Here is a 17,391-nt window from a genome sequence, read left to right as displayed (position 1 = left end):
CACGGCAGTTTGATTTTATTAATACTATACTTTTAGTGAACAAAAATGATAAGCATCCAACAGTGTCTCCTTGTTATCAGAACTTAGTCATAAATGGTTTAAGTGACTGATAACAAAAATATAAATAATTAATGGGGGTATCGCATGTATAGTAAAATTTTGGTTCCTGTAGATATTTCTGAGGATATTCTGACAGATAAGGCATTAAAACATGCAATTTATTTGGCAAAAGTGTCAGGAGCAAAAATACATCTTTTTCACTCAGTTCCCGATGTATCAAGATTTTCGATGAGCTATAGCTATCATTATGATCTTTTATCTTCATTCGCCAAAAAAGCGGTTGAACGCTCAGAAGAGCAGTTAAAAGAAATTATCGCTAAGATCGATTATCCGCATGAAGATATCTCTTATAAAGTGGCTTTTGGATCGCCGCGCGATAAAGTACTCGCGGAAGCGGAAGAAATTGGCGCTGACTTAATTGTTATTGGCTCACGTAACCCTAGTATTTCAACACATTTATTAGGCTCAAATGCTTCAGGTATTGTTTCTTATGCGACAATCTCTGTGTTAGTCGTGAGATAATATTATTAAGGGTAAGACCAGTATGATACTGGTCTTACCCAAGTTAAGTTAATGTAATGGCATATTGAGAGATAATATATTGTTACGTTAACTTGAAGGGCATTTATCCCCATATAAGTGAAGTGCTATGGGTATAAAAATAAAACGATTATTTACCTTCTACGGCTTCTTTCGCTTTTTTGATTGCTTCAATACCTTGTTGACAAGCTTGTTCTTGAGCTTCTTCAGGGTAATCAGCAAGTGCTTTTTTGGCATCTTCTAATTGCTGTTTCATTTCAGAAATTCTTTCTTTCACATTAGGATCACTTTTGTACTGCTCTTCCGCCTGTTTAACAAGCGTATTCATTTCTTGAAAATAAGTATCACAATTTTTTCCTGCATTCGCGCTAAATGCAGTTAATGCCGTCAATATCCCGAAAACAACTGGAAGTAATTTTTTCATAATTTATTCGCTTTTTTGATGTAACAATAAGCCGAGAATAGCATCCCATATTCAAAAAGACACCTCCTCCATCAATCAATATTTTCAGCAGAAGGTGTTTTTTAAGCATATTAGGAATAATCTGTAATATTGGCATTATCAAGATAGCATAAATTGCATAAATATTAATGAGAATCATTATTGACTCACTGAACTTTAAAAGTGTACAGTTAAGTACACTTTTAGTCATGAAGGAAATAAGGTATGCAGAATAAAATAGTGATTGATACGACGGAATGGCCTGTTTGTGTCATAAAATCATTCCCTGAAACAGTGGATGAGACTCGTTTATGGCTAGAGGAGATGGATCTCTTATTAGCAAAAAGAATGCAATTTGCGTTAGTTTATCCACCCGTTAAACAGAAAAAAGGGAAAGCTTCAGATGAGCATATCGCCGCGATGAAATATGTCCGCCGTTGGTTAAAACATGCGAGAGAACCCATGTTAGAACATTGCCGAGCCATGATTGTGACATTACAACCTGATGCAAGTGATAAAGAAGATATGGAACAAATGGCGCCGTTACTTTCTGCTTTATATGGACCTGAAGTATTGATTGAAAATGACACCGCCGCAGCAAAACGACGTGCTACGGCATTGGTCGCATCATGACAGGTTATTGGCTAATTTTTCGAATATAACTGGCGATGATATCTACGGAAAGCGTAATTTGCTTGGAGATAAATTCATCGCTAGGTTTAAAGTTAGAGACACAGAAAGTTTTAATAAAAACATCGGCTTTTAACATTTCTAAGAATCGAGATGAGATGCTTAATAATGTTTGTTCATCGACTTTGACTTCAGGTAGGCTGAGCAGCTTTTCAGTTAATAGCCGATAGCTACGAACAGGGCCCTGTTCGAAAAAAGCATGGCTAATTTCAGGGAAACGATTATATTCTCCGAGGATTAACCGATATAAACCAATAGATTGTGGCTTGATCACATTTAATAAAAAGCGAGCGCCATAAAAAGATAAAATGGATTCAATAGTCTGTTTGGTCGGTGTGCTGTCATCATCATCGGTGAAAATATCATCAATCATAGACTCAATAACGGCAGCAAATAATCCTTCTTTATCTCCGAAGTTTTTATATAAAGTCGACCGAGAACCTCCCGCACGCTCAATTATCATATCAAGCGTTGTTCCTTCAAACCCATATTGAATAAAAATATCAGAGGCTGCACTGATTAATGCTTTATTACGGCGCTGTCCTTTAGGGGTTTTGGCAGGAAATGGGCTATTCATGCAATGTTTATCCTAGAATTATGATTTTTTACGATTAATTTTAACTATTCTTAACACGAAAGACGCAGCTAGTGCTGACTAATCATGCTTTAACCTGAAAGAGATCATGATTCAGGCTATTATTTCTCTTTATGATATTGTCAAAGATTATCATGTTTAAATAATTATCTGAATAATGGCGCTGTATTCGAGGGGAAGGGGAATGAAAGGATATGCAAGTGATGAGTGGCAGGGGGAGCATGCCGTATCTGAGATGCAAAGAGAAATCACACGATTGTGTATGCAGTGTGGCCTGCTATTGCTTCAGCATGGTGCCGAAAGCATGTTGGTCGAACAGTTAACAACTCGTTTAGGTATCGCTCTAGGCGCAGATCAAGTTGATAGTGCTATTTCTTCAAATTCATTGGTTTTGACAACCATCATTAACGACCATTGTTTAACTTCTACTCGACGTATTATTGACCGTGGAATTAATATGCATGTCGTCACGGAAGTACAGCATGCCGTGATATTAGTTGAGCATCATTTACTCGATCGTAAACATCTACAGAAAAAGTTATCTTCTATAAAACCGCTACGCTATCCACGTTGGATAATGGTTTTAATGGTGGCACTATCTTGCGCCTGTTTTAGTAAATTAAACGGTGGGGGATGGGATGGTTCACTAGTGACCTTTATTGCGAGTGGCTGCGCCATGTATATTCGGCAGGTACTCACTTCTCGACAAATGAATCCATTAATTAATTTTTGTATTACTGCTTTTATCGCCACTTCCGTGTCAGGCTTATTACTTAAAATGTCTTATTTTGCACCGACGGCAAGTATTTCTATGGCAGCAAGCGTATTGTTATTAGTACCTGGTTTTCCATTAATTAATGCGGTAGCAGATATGTTTAAAGGACATGTTAATACCGGACTCGCTCGATGGACGATGGCCAGTTTATTGACGCTTGCGACCTGTATAGGTGTTGTTATTGCAATGGCTGTGTGGAATTTAAGGGAATGGGCATGAGTTTTTTATTCGCACTCTTAGAAGATATGTTGCTTGCGGCAATTCCAGCGGTTGGCTTTGCAATGGTATTTAATGTGCCGGTTAAGGCATTAAAATATTGTGCTTTGCTCGGGGCTATTGGCCATGGTTCCCGTATGACCATGATGACGTTAGGTCTCAATATTGAATGGGCAAGTTTTATTGCTGCTATTCTTGTTGGGGCGATTGGGATCCAATGGTCAAGAACGTGGCTTGCACACCCTAAAGTATTTACTGTGGCAGCAGTTATTCCCATGTTTCCTGGCATTAGTGCTTATACAGCCATGATCTCTGTTGTAAAGATTTCTCATTTAGGCTACACCCCCGAATTATTTGAAACATTAGTCACTAACTTTTTAAGAGCTTCATTTATTGTTGGCGCTCTATCAATCGGATTATCCCTTCCTGGTTTATGGTTATATCGTAAGCGCCCGAGTGTATAACATTGAATAGAAACCTTTGGCAAATATAATATTGCTGAAGGATTCTATTATCTTCGTTTTTATAAAAATATTGCAATTGATAAAATAGATGTTAAAGCTATTTAATTAGCTTTTATTATTAAATATTCGATTAATTAATAGACAGACACTACCGACGATTAAGATAATTGTGATTATCAAATTGCTTTAATATCAGTATATGATGCCCTATTGGGAGTATTCTTTAATTGTAAAATAGTGTGCCTCTAATATTCATTCACGACAAAAAAGCTTATATTTAGCTAACTGAAGCTGCGCTCAGAAAATATGCAGTATATTACGGGATGCAGTAAAGCATCTATGTTAATCGTTTAATCTTAAACCATCAGTGGTGTTATTTTGAGTAGAACAGATGTTTTTTGGTGCCCAAAATGGGTGCTATCATTTTTATTATTGTTATTTACATTCCCACTTATCGCAGCTCCAGCTACATTTGATGAAGCAAAAGTCTTAAGTAAAACCAAAGTGTATATGGATCAAAACCATCAAGGAGAGGGAACGCTATATTGTGGATGTGAATGGAACTGGGCAGGAAAAAGTGGGGGGGTAGTCGATTTAGCCTCATGTGGTTATCAAGTGCGCAAACAACAAAATCGAGCGCAACGCATCGAATGGGAGCATATTGTTCCAGCATGGGTTTTTGGTCATCAAAGACAATGTTGGCAAAATGGTGGGCGTAAAAATTGTGTGTCAACAGATGCTATTTTTCGCAAAATGGAAGCGGATATGCATAACTTAGCACCATCAATAGGTGAAGTTAATGGTGACCGTAGTAATTATAGTTATGCTCAGCTACCCGCAAATGCCGCGTATGTTTATGGGCAGTGTCGTAGTCGGGTGGATTTTCAACAGCGCGTTTTTGAACCTCGTAATGAAGTCAAAGGGCAAGTTGCACGTGTCTATTTCTATATGCACGATCGCTATAATCTTTCCATGTCTCGTCAGCAGCAGCAATTATTGATGGCTTGGGATAAACAATATCCACCGAGCCAATGGGAAAAACAACGTGACCAACGTATTGCCGCAGTGATGGGACACCATAATCCATTCGTGACAGGAGAAATGAAATGGGAATTAGGGCATAAAAATAGCGGGCAAGGGATAAAGACACCCGAAAAGGCGTCATCACAACCAATGACAAAGGCATTAAAAGCGGAAACGCCTAAAGCCACGACGCAGGTAAAAGGAAATCGTAATTCGCATAAATACCATTTGTCACATTGTTCTGGTTTTAAAACCACGGCAGATAAAAATGCGGTAATGTTTGTTGATGAATCTGCGGCACAAGCTGCGGGATATGAATTAGCAGGTAACTGCAAACCTTAACGTCATCAGGTAAAGGGCATTTTAGTTTTATCTTCTCAGTAAAGGATCCCCCAATTATATTGGTTGGGGGATTTTTACGTTTATTGTGCAGTCACTATCTTGCCATTGATGACATTAAATTTTTGGATTAACTGGCCATTCTCATCAAATTCTGAAATAGTACCTTGAGGTTCACCATTTTTAAATACACCAGAAGCCTGAAGTTTGTTGCTTTTGGTATCATGATAAACTTTAAATGGACCCGTTAATTTCCCATTGCTTGCGGTCATTTCGAGATCTTTACGCCCATCTTCATGATATATTTTCACCAGTCCATTGACCTGACAATTTTGAATTGGCGTATACATTTTCGTTTTGCCATTTTCATAGAAGTATTCAAGATAACGATCTAAACAACCATTCTTCACCCAGCTTTTTGACTCTAATTGACCATTATCATAGTGGAACTCATAAGGGCCATTCGGTGTACCTTTAGGTACTTGAGTTGAAGGGAATTCGTAGCCTTTAAGCTCATTGAGAGCATTCAAATCTGATTGAGAGGAGGTTGGTGTGAGTAGCTGACAACCCGAAATAAGCAAAGCGAATGAAAAGGATAATGTTGGTTTTAATAGATTTAGCTTTAGCATAATATCCCTATTGATAGAGGTATGAAATTTTACTTAAGTAGTGATAAATAATGTTTTTTCCAATAAGTATCAATAAACTATAGTCATAATAAGCCAGATATCAGTCAGAATTTTCTTAAGCTAGACTAAAACACAAATTAAATACGCAGTGAGAAAAATGTTAATTTATTGTTGCATACAACGTGAAGGCAGAGTTATAGTCGGGTAATAGGAATAAGCGTAACTCAATAATAGCCAAAGCATTTAAGTTTTATCGATTTTGTCATAATAGTGTCATAGAAATTCATTAGTTTACGGGTATAACCTAGCAGGGAGGAACTAATGGGAACTAAGTCTTTGTTTGTATGCGCACAAGACCGGTTACTACTCCATCATGTTGTTGTCATGGTGAGATAAGTAACCGGTTTTTTTATTGCATGTTCAACCAACATGAGCTTGAAGGGAGCTCCTCTCTGTTCTGAATAGTCCGTCATTTGAATTGACTTTAACGATACCTGGAAGGGTTAATACTATGAGTAGACAGAAAGCTGCAACAAAGACGCGCCGTGAAATGAAACGTTCATTACGTAAAGAACGCGCTGGTCGTTACGAAATGGCAAGTGTATCCTCTTTTGCTGATTTTACTGGGATTGAGCCAATCGGCATGGCAAAAGAACGACGTGATATGTCGCCAATTACTCCACGTAATGATGCTCAAAAGCTCTATATTAATTCCATTAAACATAAACAGTTAATTTTCGCTAATGGTGAAGCTGGCTGCGGTAAAACTTATATTAGTACCGCATTGGCGGCTGACGCGTTAATTAATAAAGATATCAATAAAATTATTGTCACACGACCTGTTTTACAAGCAGAGGAAGACCTAGGCTTCCTGCCCGGAGATATGGCTGACAAATTTGCGCCATATTTCCGTCCTGTCTATGACGTATTAGTGAAAAGGCTTGGCAGCTCCTTTTTACAATACTGTTTGCGGCCTGAAATTGCGAAAGTTGAAATTGCGCCATTTGCTTACATGCGTGGTCGTACGTTTGAAAATGCCATTGTGATTTTAGATGAAGCGCAAAATGTCACCGTTAGCCAAATGAAGATGTTTTTGACGCGGCTGGGGGAAAATGTCACCGTAATTGTGAATGGTGATGTGACTCAGTGTGATTTACCTGAAGGGGTCATATCGGGGTTGGCCGATGCATTGCAACGTTTTAGCAGCGATGAAATGGTCTCGATGGTGAATTTTTCAGTTGATGATTGTGTTCGTTCGACACTGTGTCATCGTGCATTATTAGCTTATAGCCATTAATAGCTTGTTAAGCCCCAGCGGCGAATTAGCTCGCTGGGGCTATTTAAAGTATTAATGCCAATTAGTGGTGTAGCATTTCATGAACAATTTGTTCATCATTTAGCGAATATGGGTAATAAGTCGGCCAGTTATCCATTTGTTGTAATAATTTTTCATGGGATTCATTCCCCATATAAAGATGGAAATGACCTGAAGGTTGCGGTTCTATAATATGGTCACTAAATTGAATATATTTAGGGGCTTTCGATGCCGCATCTTGGCATTCAAATAAATAGCGAACGCCTTTCTTACCTGATGCATACTGTAAGATCTTAAATCCTGAATAATGATATTCGCAGCGGCTGACATGACCATTTTGGCTAAATTCAATGATATTGTTTTCAATACTAATATTATCGACGTCTGTTTTATAACCTTTTTTATAATAATCGCGATATTCTTCAATCGTTTTATCTTTATTGGTTTTTGCTTTATGTTCTAAAACAGGATCTAATTTCCCTGACAATAACAGCGGGTTAATAGATTCCCATATCCCATCCCAATCACTGAGTTTTCTATCTTTGACATCTGCATCATCAAAAAAGCCTTTGCTGGCTTGTTTGGCTTTTTCTGACTGAGGATGTGCATGGCTGTGGGCTAGAGCATTAACACTCATCAATAGTGAGCTGAGACTCAGAGCAATAGCAATAAAGGGTTTGTTAATCATTGAAATGTTCCCATAGTCATAAATGAATTCCATTATGTTATAACATAACATTTATTGGGTGCAAAAATTTATTTTTAAATTTGAATAAATAGAATTTATGGGAATATGTCTAATCATTTGAAATAAAAGGAAAAGAGTGCAATAAATCTTTTCCTTTGATAATTGATAAATGAGTCATTGATTATCTAGGTTTGCTTTCTTGTTGTTTTTTATAAATGTCCTGATTTTTTTTGATCGTATTTAGCACGCTATCTTCATATGGGTCGCTCTTTACTTGAACCTCTTTTTTATCATCAGGGGAGGGGGTTGAGCATCCTGAAAGGACGACTATCAAAGCGGTTAATAATCCTATACGCATAAGAACTCCTTCTTAAAGTTAAGCAAATACAATAGATCACATGATAATTATTGAAAAGTGAGTGACAGAATAAAGCACATATTGACACGCATTGCGCTATAGAAAAAGTGATGGTAATAACCATCACTTTCATGTTATTCGCTATTGTTACTTCTTAATCGTCAGGGTTATCCATGACGTGATGTCTTTCTTGATGATAACCTTCCTCATCATAGCCATAACGCCAATAAGGAATAGCATAAATGCTTTCACGACCAAAGCCTTTATCACGACGTACAAAGCGGCGTAAATCGCGAATTATTTGGTCTTCGCCAGCGATCCAAAATGAAGCATCTTCAGAGGGAATATCCCAAGATTTGAAGGTATTGATTAATTCTTCAGTTTTGTTGATGCCGCCACAAACCCATATCACCTCAATCCCTGCTGGTTTGATTAATTCACGCATATCGTCTGGGTGGTCTAAACGTAAAACCACTTTACCGGTTGCTTTTGCATGCATTTTTTCCAGTAAGGCTGCAATGGCGGGCAAGGAGCTAGAGTCTCCAGCCATAAAATAATGCTGGCTATGCGGTAATAATGGGTCTGGGCCACCTGGGTTGGTTATTCCCATCCAGTTACCTTCTACAGCATCACGAGCGAACAAGTAAGCAGGACCTTCATTACCGTCATGCATGGCGAACTCAATATCTATTTCTTTCACTTCCGGACGGATCGCACGCACCGTGTAGGTACGAACAAACGGACGCGGCTTATCGGTAGGCCAACTACGGCCATGTTCACTGAGGATAGGTAATGCAGGCTGGCTTTTTAAATCGGGGGCAAGGAAAATTTTAATATGGCCACCTTCACATTGGGTTGGATAGTCACCAAGCCGTTCGCCAGTGAAAGTGATACTACGAATTGAAGGGCTAATATCGGTAACAGATTTGACCTGAATCAGCTGTGGTGGCGCCGGGCGGTAAATATTTTTTTCGACTGGTTTGTCATTTGCCACAGGCGGTCTCCTTTTATTAATGATAATGATAAAATTATTATTTGGGAATTGTTATCATTATCATATCATGCTTTTCTTGAATATAAATCACCGAAAACCAAACATTTTTAGAGTAAAAAAATGCCGTATTTGACACAATACGGCATTCCAAACAACGAAATTTATTTCACTTTCATTCCCGCGGCGGTCATTAACAGCCTAAATAGGGATGAGAAGGCAAATAACGCTAGGACACTCCCAAACCAAATTATTGCCATCCAACCTATTTTTTTCCACCATGGCGATGAAACAGTGTGATTAGTGGTAGCCTTGGTCTGGGGTAATTTTTCCTCTGAAGACATAGTAACTCCAATAGGTGTAAACCAAAATAATAGGGATAATAAACAGTGCGCCAACCAGCATGAAGCCTAAACTTTCCATTGGTCCTGCGGCATCACGGAAGCTAATCGCAGGTGGGATCAGGTTTGGCCAGATACTGATGCCTAAACCAGTAAAGCCAAGGAAAATCAATGTTAAGGCCGCTAAAAAAGGCACGCTGTCTGACCGTTTGCGTTTGGCACTGATTAACATGATATAGACACAACCAAGGACTAATAACGGTACTGGTAGGAAGAAGAATAGGTTTGGAAGGCTAAACCAGCGCTGATAAATAGCCTCATTAAGGACAGGCGTCCATGCACTAATGACCGCGATCACGGCAAGCATTAATAACGTTAATGGGCGTAATAAACGGTACATTGTTTGTCGTAAGTGTCCTTCGGTTTTCATAATCAGCCAGCCACAAGCGAGTAGGGCATAAGCAATAACTAAGCCGAAACCACAGAATAATGGGAATGGTGAGAACCAATCAAAATAGCCTCCCATGTAAACACGGTTTTCGACATGGAAACCTTGAATAAAGGCACCAACAACAACACCTTGTACAAAAGTGGCAAAGATAGAACCCCAGATAAAGGCATGATCCCAATGCTTGCGGTGTGATTCATCGGCTCGGAAACGAAACTCAAAAGCAACCCCTCGGAAAATCAAGGCCAATAGCATAAAGGTGAGAGGAATCGATAGCGCATCCAGTACAATGGCATAGGCGAGGGGGAAGGCACCAAATAAACCCGCACCACCTAATACTAGCCATGTTTCATTGCCATCCCACACAGGCGCGACACTGTTCATCATCAAGTCGCGATCTTGGCTATCTTTCAGGGCTGGGTATAAGATACCAATCCCTAAATCGAAACCATCCATAACAATGTACATCAAAATACTGAATACAATGATGACAAACCAAATAAGTGGTAAATCAATGCCCATGAGTTGTATCCTCCTGGATCCCTTTGCGAATTAATTTCATCATGTACATATAGCCAATACCAAAAACACTACCGTAAACAATAAAGAATGCTAATAGACTGATACTCATATGCATTTCGCCATGAGCACTGACGGCATCGGATGTCCTTTGTAATCCATAGACGACCCAAGGCTGACGTCCTATCTCTGTGGTAAACCAACCGGCTAAAATAGCGATCAAACCAGAGGGTGCCATGATAAACATAAAACGTAAGAAGGTTTTTGATTCATAAAGATTTTTACGGTAGCGCAACCATAATCCCCAAACGCCAGCGGCGATCATCAATAAACCCAGCCCAACCATGACACGAAATGACCAGAACACCATAAACACATTCGGTCTATCTTCGGGGGGATAATCTTTTAACGCGGGAACTTGCTTATCCAAGCTGTGTGTCAAAATGATGCTCGCAAGATAGGGAATTTCGAGCGCATATTCAGTTTTCTCTTTTTCCATATTAGGAATACCGAACAGGATCAATGGGGTAGCTTCACCGGGTTTATTCTCCCAATGTCCTTCCATCGCGGCGACTTTAACGGGTTGATGTTTCAATGTATTTAATCCATGAGCATCACCAATGAGCGCTTGAAGAGGTGCTAAAATTAAGATTAACCATAGTGACATGGAAAACATTTTCTTCATGGCGGAAGAGCGATTGCCTTTAAGCAGGTGCCATGCCGCTGACGCCCCTATGAAAAATGCCGCCGCGAGGAAGGCCGCCGTTGTCATATGCAATAAGCGATAAGGGAAAGAGGGATTGAAAATAACGGCTAACCAATCAACGGGGACGATACGGTTATCAACAATTTCAAATCCTTGTGGCGTTTGCATAAAGCTGTTGGATGCAAGGATCCAAAAAGTTGAGATAATCGTCCCGAGAGCAACCATACAGGTCGCAAAGAAATGTAATTTTTCCCCAACACGGTTCATGCCGAATAACATGACACCGAGAAATCCTGCCTCAAGAAAAAAGGCAGTAAGTACTTCGTATGTTAATAAAGGTCCAGTCACACTACCGGCAAAATCGGAAAAAAAGCTCCAGTTAGTGCCGAATTGGTATGCCATTACCAAACCAGACACCACTCCCATACCGAAATTGACCGCAAAAACTTTCGACCAGAAATGAAATAATTTTATATAGTCCTTATCCCGAGTTTTCAGCCATAAGCCTTCGAGTACCGCAAGGAAACTCGCGAGCCCAATGGTGATCGCTGGGAAAATAATATGGAACGAGACTGTAAACGCAAATTGAATACGAGCCAGTTCCAGCGCAGTTAGTCCAAACATATTGACCCCTGATTGGAATTGATAATGCGCACGCTGCATGTTTGATATTCAGCCAACAATAACGGTGCTATCCATAGCAAAATTACCGATTAAAACTGTTGGTTTGTGACAAATCGCAAACCTATCGAAAAATGCATTGTGCTTATAGTGAAAAAAGTCAGGTAAATGTATGGATAAGTAGAACATGAGACGATAAACTATAATAGTAACAATTTTTTAGTTATTAACTATAACAGTTGAGGCGGGTATGACGCGATACGAACAACTGGCTGCACAAATACGCCAACAGATTGAAGATAATATCTGGCAAGTTGGTGATAGGTTACCGTCACTTAGGGAAAGTGTAAAACAGTCTGGATTGAGCTTGATGACAGTAGTGCAAGCTTATCAATTACTTGAAAGCCAAGGTTGGATAGCCGCACGGCCACAATCGGGATATTATGTTGCCCGCAGAAATACCAATTTCGCTGCGGCAAAAGGCGGTAAAGGACTACATCTTAATGAAAATGTAGAAATCAATGCGTCGATTTTTGGTGTCCTACAAGCTTGTAAGGATCCTGATATTGTTCCATTTGGTTCGGCTTTCCCTGAACCCGCACTACTTGATGAGCCTAAACTAGGAAAAACACTAGCCTCAGTAGCTCGTCGTTTAGCAAGATTTAATACAACAGCCAATTTACCGCCGGGTAATGAACAATTACGACGAAATATTGCTCAGCGATACGCTAGCCAAGGGATCCACGTGGCTCCCGATGAGATAGTGATCACCGCAGGAGCGATGGAATCGTTAGTGCTGAGTTTACAGTCAGTGACCCAACCTGGTGATTGGGTTGTTATTGAATCACCGGCCTTTTATGGTTCATTGCAAGCGATTGAGCGCCTCAAATTAAAAGCAATCGCAATTAAAACAGATCCTTTGTTTGGTATTGATTTGGATGCGCTGGAAGATATTGCGGCAAAATATCCAATCAAAGCGTGTTGGCTCATGACTCATTATCAGAACCCGTTAGGAGGCACAATGCCACCTGCCAATAAAAAAAGGCTGGTGGAGATCCTCAACAAGAATCAAATTGTTCTCATTGAAGATGATGTGTATGGCGAGCTTTATTTTGGTAATCAACAACCAATACCCGCTAAAGCCCTCGATGTGAAAGGCAATTTTTTTCATTGTTCGTCATTTTCAAAATGTTTAGCACCAGGCTACCGTGTCGGTTGGGTGGCTGCCGGTAAGCATGCGAGCAAGATTCAACATTTACAAATGATGAGTACAGTATCTGCCAGTGTGCCAACCCAGCTTGCCATTGCGGAATACCTTACTCAAGGTGGATATGACAATCATTTACGTAAGCTACGGCAAACGATGGAGCAACGCCAACATCAAATGTTAGGCGCTATAGCACAATATATGCCATCCTCAGTCAAAGTGAATACACCAAAAGGTGGCTATTTCTTATGGTTAGAATTTGAACCTCCATTTAATGCGATACACCTTTATCAGCTCGCACTTAAAGAGGGAATCAGTATTGCTCCAGGCAGCATGTTCTCAACCAGTGATCAGTTCAATCATGCATTTAGATTAAATGCGTCATTCACTTGGAATGAGCAGTTGGAACAGGCAATGAAAACTCTGGGTCGTTTATGCCATTCGTTGATTGCTGAGAAACGCGGCTAGTCACACTTTACATGTAGGAACATTGCCTTGGGCGGTTAACTTTGCCACTCTTAATACGAGAAACGAAAGTTAATGGACAGCGATTGCTCGGGGGAATGTATGAAAATTAAATGTTTTGATGCGACTGAGTTACCGATCGAAGAATGGCAAGAGAGTTATGGTACTAATGCCGAAATTTTTTGTTGGCCTGTCGCATCTGACTTCTCACTACGAGCAAGTCTTTCGCAGGTTAGCGATTCGAATTATTTAAAGCAATACACAAAAGGGAAACGTCTTTGTGTTTCTCTTGATAACGGCAATTTGTCGATTGTTGATTGTCAACAACAGAGGCATTCAATGGCCAAAATTGGCGATACTTTTTATGCTCCTGCCCAGCAGCTTGCCAAGCTTGAATTACAAGGTTCATCTGTTCGCTTACTCAATCTTTTATTTAATCCTGAACGCTGGTCGGTGACGAGTCAAATTATTACTCAGGAACATCGTTTACCAATAGGACAGGCTGGCATGGTATATGTATTAGCGGGTGAATGGGATGTGTTTGGTGCGAATTGTAATAGCATGAAAGTAAACCAAGGAGGGTGGTGGTTGCCCGATATTGGTGAAGGGCATCTGACTCCCAGCGAGGCGGGTAGCAAATTAATATGGCTTGATATCACCGCATATTCGGTTAATAAGCTATAAGTAGAGGGGAAAATATCTACTTTCCAATAATGGTTTTCTCATCATATTAAAACGTTTTTATGCTCTTAAGTTAGTTTTCAAATAACGCATTGTTTAGCGGATTATTTAAACAACGCGTTATTTAAATAATACTCTATAAATACGCATTATTTAGCTGACATATTGGCATCGATAACCTGATAGAATGCATTAGAGGTATCAGCAATAGTCCAAACACCGAGAATAACCTGATACCCCGTGCGTTCTGGAATATTACAGTCTATTTTCACTCTATTTATTGGGATATTCCCATTATCATATTGTTCACAAAATGGTTTTAGATCAAAATCAGCACGCGTTAAAGGTTTATTTTGTTGCCAATCTGGCTTAGTGATAAAAAATTGCCATGATGTGGTTCTGTGTGGCGCGGTTAATGACCAAGAAAATATATTTCTTCCACTACGGATATCGACTTTATGCCAACGCTGAGCAGTTTGTTCATTTAATGTAGAAAAATTCGCATTGCCACCACTGGCGATTTCCCCATCTCTAGGGCCACTATCTGGAAACCCTTTTGCTCCTTCAACCGACTGAGGTTCATACTGGACGGCGCCACACATTTTATTGAGATTATTCCCCATTGATGAACAGAGATATGCTCGGCTGGGTGGATTATCAATATAACCGTGGCGGGAGGTCGTATCATAAGCTAATGTGGTTGTTGAGATAGATAACACCGATAGAGTGATAAATGTCTTTTTCATCAGAAGTGCCCTTATATTATATATTTATCAAAAAATATTTTAAAAGTGATTAAGAACGATGAGGTCAGCGCCTCTCTATGGTTTTTTACTATTTTAAAATAGTAAAATATCATTACTTATATTGGTCTTGATTCAAGTAGCAATATAAATAGCAATATTGTTTTAAATAAAAAACAAATTAATGGTTTTTTGAAAAATGAATAAGTAGTTATAATTTTAGGTTAATCATGTTTTTTCAAAAATCACTATACGGTTTGTGTTATTATGTTCCGAACCCTGATTGATGGCGATATTCGTTTTTTAACTTGTTGAGCAGTGGAAAAACAATTACAGATAATCAATCGATTGTCTATTAATTAATTTATCCACTCTCTCCATTATATTCTGTAAACTGAGATATATATCAACAGGTTCAGATAAGTAAAACTGCCAATAGTTTAAAATGTCATAAATAAATTTTCTAAAAATCACTTAAACTCAAAAACAGCTGAAAGCTCTCCACTTGGAATACTAAATCATCAGTTTAAAATACACATCGTTAGATGCTTTAAGACATTCATTACAGTAAACCCCATGCCTTTTCAAAAATTAATTCATCATAAGGTTGTGAGTTGTTTTCATACTTAATGATTGACGTCGAAAGATTGATTAAAATGGTTTTGTTTTCAAGGTTAATAAACGTATCAGGGGACACATTTAAACTTTGAGCAACATAATGAACATAATCATCTGTATTATTTTCATCGGGTGGTGCCCATCGTGTGATTAATTGCGATACGGTTTGTAGTGAGTATCTACGTTGATAGGTACGAAGTAAGGCGAATAATGCCCGAACACCATATTCCGGAGATTCAAAACGACAAAATTTATCTTCAATAGAACTATCATGTGGTAGCTGTCCTTTCCAATAATGAGCCTCATTGTAATTGATATTACCAGGGTTATTATTTCGTACACCTCGAGACATTTTTTTCATTTTTAACTTACTCCAAATTGCGAAAAAATTAATACAGTTAGATTTAGAATTAAATTTTCATTAAAGTAATGATTGACAATATTTAAAAAGATATTGTCTTAATAATAGAGGCCGCTTAAATGTCGAAACACACGAGTCTTATGTAGTGTTTTATTTGACTTTTGGGTTAAATTAGCTCGCTGCCATTGAATAAAGTACATTCGATTTTTAAAGTTAATCATATGTTCGTTTTATTTCTCCTTCTATTTTTGATGACGAATTTTATCTATAAAATAAATCTGTGTTGGCGCGAAAATCAATGAAATATAAAGCTCAATGAGCAAATGGTAATTGCTCATTGAGCAATATGACAGTAGATAGATTAATATAATAAACTCATAATTAAATATGTATGAGGTCATATTAGTTATTTATTAAAGCATAAATAAAAATTAACCTGTACATTATAAATAAATTACTGAGTTATTGTCTTTTGTTGGTAGGTCATTACCATTCTCATCTGTCGCACCCGTATCATCAATAGGGTTACCTGCACTCGCAATTCTAAATGTATTACCTGTTGAGTTTTCAATTTGGAGAACATTAACATAAGCCATAGCAGTGACTTCGACATTAGGATATAAACCTGTCACGTTCATATCAATAGTCACTCGACCAGTCACTTTCTGAGAGTTCTGTAATTGTTCGAGCACCTCATGAATTTCTTCCTTATGAACTTCAGCATTAACGCTAAGCCCAATCCATGTAAAGAAGCCTGAAACGCCTCCACCAAACTTATACTCATTGAGTAATTTATTGTAGGTTGACGAAGACTCTAGACTTATAATATCAAAAGTCATATCACCTTTAAGTTTAACTGTTGCACCTAGGCCTGATACCGCACCAGTAATCCCCGTCAGCATACCTTTCTTTTGTGAGATTTGCCAAGACTCGCCATTATTATTACTTGCAAATGCAATGCTGTTATTTTCAATAAATGTTGTACTCATTTTAATACCCCTTACTTTTAAATAAATTAATGTTTGAGTGTTAAATAAACGGATAAGTGGTTTATGCTCATACCACTTCCTATTTAACGGTGGTCATATTATTTGATATTTTATGTTGATAATGTGATCAATAGTGGATTTTTGTATTGTTATGTAAAGTGATTTTGGTGTATTAAACTAAATAATTGTTTTTTTTGATAATTTGGATCAAAGTATTTACAAGTTGGATATTTATTTGAAAAAATGACGGTTATTTTGTTATTAGTTGGTTTTGTTTTTGGTATATCAATGAAAATAAAGATGATTTTTCAATTTCGTTATCTTGTGCTGAACTTTTTTTGTTGTTATTAACGATGTCATGCTGTTTGGTTTTTATAAAAATGAAATGGTATGGATACAGCATATCATGCTTATAGTTATCCATATGGCGATATGGATGCGAAGTTTTGCGAATAAGGCAATGTTTAATAAAACTGCATAGTTTTAAATAAAAACTATACAACATGACAAGTAATTGACTATTTTTTAATGATGCTAAGTTGATAGTTGTGTTTCATTTGTCTTTTT

General features: G+C 38.3%; 20 protein-coding genes. 8 read left to right on the top strand and 12 right to left on the bottom strand.

All coding sequences use genetic code 11. The features are described from left to right. The first annotated feature begins 144 nt into the window (after positions 1-144). Complete coding sequence (locus tag G3341_RS11480; protein WP_154622122.1) at positions 145-582, top strand: universal stress protein; 438 nt, start codon at positions 145-147, stop codon at positions 580-582. Positions 583-730: 148 nt separating this feature from the next. Here G3341_RS11480 and G3341_RS11475 read toward each other — a convergent pair whose 3' ends face one another. Continuing rightward, positions 731-1,024, bottom strand: a complete 294-nt coding sequence (locus G3341_RS11475; protein WP_154622123.1) for a DUF5339 domain-containing protein — start codon at positions 1,022-1,024, stop codon at positions 731-733. A 243-nt stretch (positions 1,025-1,267) separates the two neighbouring features. On the opposite strand from G3341_RS11475, the gene G3341_RS11470 reads away from it, so the two are divergent. Beyond that, a complete protein-coding gene (locus G3341_RS11470; RefSeq protein WP_163861954.1) occupies positions 1,268-1,675 on the top strand; it encodes a hypothetical protein in 408 nt (135 codons plus the stop codon). A 4-nt stretch (positions 1,676-1,679) separates the two neighbouring features. Here G3341_RS11470 and G3341_RS11465 read toward each other — a convergent pair whose 3' ends face one another. Next, positions 1,680-2,309: a TetR/AcrR family transcriptional regulator gene (locus tag G3341_RS11465; RefSeq protein ID WP_154622125.1), complete on the bottom strand. Its 630-nt coding sequence runs from the start codon at positions 2,307-2,309 to the stop codon at positions 1,680-1,682. Between the two features lie 202 nt (positions 2,310-2,511). Between G3341_RS11465 and G3341_RS11460 the strand changes: the two genes are divergently transcribed. The 3 genes from G3341_RS11460 (at position 2,512) to G3341_RS11450 (ending at position 5,147) form a co-directional block, all read left to right on the top strand. Beyond that, a complete protein-coding gene (locus tag G3341_RS11460; protein ID WP_163861951.1) occupies positions 2,512-3,321 on the top strand; it encodes a threonine/serine ThrE exporter family protein in 810 nt (269 codons plus the stop codon). Next, on the top strand, positions 3,312-3,782 hold the full coding sequence (locus G3341_RS11455; protein ID WP_163861948.1) for a threonine/serine exporter: 471 nt from the start codon (positions 3,312-3,314) through the stop codon (positions 3,780-3,782). The genes G3341_RS11460 and G3341_RS11455 overlap by 10 nt, the downstream gene beginning before the upstream one ends. 378 nt (positions 3,783-4,160) lie before the next feature. Then, positions 4,161-5,147 carry an endonuclease gene (locus tag G3341_RS11450; RefSeq protein ID WP_410241965.1) on the top strand — a complete coding sequence of 329 codons (987 nt, stop codon included), beginning with the start codon at positions 4,161-4,163 and terminating at the stop codon, positions 5,145-5,147. Positions 5,148-5,227: 80 nt separating this feature from the next. On the opposite strand, the gene G3341_RS11445 is transcribed toward G3341_RS11450, so the two are convergent. Further along, positions 5,228-5,773, bottom strand: a complete 546-nt coding sequence (locus tag G3341_RS11445; RefSeq protein WP_163861946.1) for a toxin-antitoxin system YwqK family antitoxin — start codon at positions 5,771-5,773, stop codon at positions 5,228-5,230. 511 nt (positions 5,774-6,284) lie between these two features. On the opposite strand from G3341_RS11445, the gene phoH reads away from it, so the two are divergent. Further along, positions 6,285-7,070, top strand: coding sequence for a phosphate starvation-inducible protein PhoH (gene phoH, locus G3341_RS11440; protein WP_154623910.1), 786 nt, complete (start codon positions 6,285-6,287; stop codon positions 7,068-7,070). Positions 7,071-7,131: 61 nt separating this feature from the next. Here the strand turns inward: phoH and zinT are convergent, their stop codons facing one another. From zinT to G3341_RS11410, 6 genes are all read right to left on the bottom strand, one after another. Further along, the gene (zinT, locus tag G3341_RS11435) at positions 7,132-7,776 is read right to left on the bottom strand and encodes a metal-binding protein ZinT (protein ID WP_154623909.1); all 645 of its coding nucleotides are present in this window, start codon (positions 7,774-7,776) and stop codon (positions 7,132-7,134) included. A 181-nt stretch (positions 7,777-7,957) separates the two neighbouring features. After that, positions 7,958-8,134: a hypothetical protein gene (locus G3341_RS11430; protein WP_163860441.1), complete on the bottom strand. Its 177-nt coding sequence runs from the start codon at positions 8,132-8,134 to the stop codon at positions 7,958-7,960. A 154-nt stretch (positions 8,135-8,288) separates the two neighbouring features. Beyond that, a complete protein-coding gene (locus G3341_RS11425; protein ID WP_163861943.1) occupies positions 8,289-9,128 on the bottom strand; it encodes a siderophore-interacting protein in 840 nt (279 codons plus the stop codon). 161 nt (positions 9,129-9,289) lie between these two features. After that, complete coding sequence (locus G3341_RS11420) at positions 9,290-9,469, bottom strand: DUF2474 domain-containing protein (protein WP_154623908.1); 180 nt, start codon at positions 9,467-9,469, stop codon at positions 9,290-9,292. Further along, positions 9,426-10,436: a cytochrome d ubiquinol oxidase subunit II gene (cydB, locus tag G3341_RS11415; RefSeq protein ID WP_154623907.1), complete on the bottom strand. Its 1,011-nt coding sequence runs from the start codon at positions 10,434-10,436 to the stop codon at positions 9,426-9,428. Before cydB ends, G3341_RS11420 begins: the two co-directional genes overlap by 44 nt. After that, the gene (locus G3341_RS11410) at positions 10,426-11,763 is read right to left on the bottom strand and encodes a cytochrome ubiquinol oxidase subunit I (RefSeq protein ID WP_154623906.1); all 1,338 of its coding nucleotides are present in this window, start codon (positions 11,761-11,763) and stop codon (positions 10,426-10,428) included. Before G3341_RS11410 ends, cydB begins: the two co-directional genes overlap by 11 nt. A gap of 247 nt (positions 11,764-12,010) precedes the next feature. Between G3341_RS11410 and G3341_RS11405 the strand changes: the two genes are divergently transcribed. Together G3341_RS11405 and G3341_RS11400 are read left to right on the top strand one after the other, a co-directional pair. Continuing rightward, positions 12,011-13,435 carry a PLP-dependent aminotransferase family protein gene (locus G3341_RS11405; RefSeq protein WP_154623905.1) on the top strand — a complete coding sequence of 475 codons (1,425 nt, stop codon included), beginning with the start codon at positions 12,011-12,013 and terminating at the stop codon, positions 13,433-13,435. A 99-nt stretch (positions 13,436-13,534) separates the two neighbouring features. Further along, positions 13,535-14,116: a HutD/Ves family protein gene (locus tag G3341_RS11400; protein ID WP_154623904.1), complete on the top strand. Its 582-nt coding sequence runs from the start codon at positions 13,535-13,537 to the stop codon at positions 14,114-14,116. 146 nt (positions 14,117-14,262) lie between these two features. Here G3341_RS11400 and G3341_RS11395 read toward each other — a convergent pair whose 3' ends face one another. The 3 genes from G3341_RS11395 to G3341_RS11385 all read right to left on the bottom strand — a co-directional run bounded on the left by G3341_RS11395 (position 14,263) and on the right by G3341_RS11385 (position 16,824). Continuing rightward, complete coding sequence (locus tag G3341_RS11395) at positions 14,263-14,859, bottom strand: lytic polysaccharide monooxygenase (RefSeq protein ID WP_154623903.1); 597 nt, start codon at positions 14,857-14,859, stop codon at positions 14,263-14,265. Between the two features lie 559 nt (positions 14,860-15,418). Next, a complete protein-coding gene (locus tag G3341_RS11390; RefSeq protein WP_154635583.1) occupies positions 15,419-15,835 on the bottom strand; it encodes a structural protein in 417 nt (138 codons plus the stop codon). A gap of 443 nt (positions 15,836-16,278) precedes the next feature. Then, entirely contained in the window at positions 16,279-16,824 is a 546-nt protein-coding gene (locus tag G3341_RS11385) for a hypothetical protein (RefSeq protein ID WP_154621834.1), read from the bottom strand. Positions 16,825-17,391: the final 567 nt, after the last annotated feature.

Origin of the sequence: Providencia vermicola (assembly GCF_010748935.1) — a bacterium.
GTDB lineage: Bacteria > Pseudomonadota > Gammaproteobacteria > Enterobacterales > Enterobacteriaceae > Providencia > Providencia zhejiangensis.
Note: the sequence above shows the minus strand (reverse complement) of the source record. Positions and strands in the feature narration are given on the sequence as shown.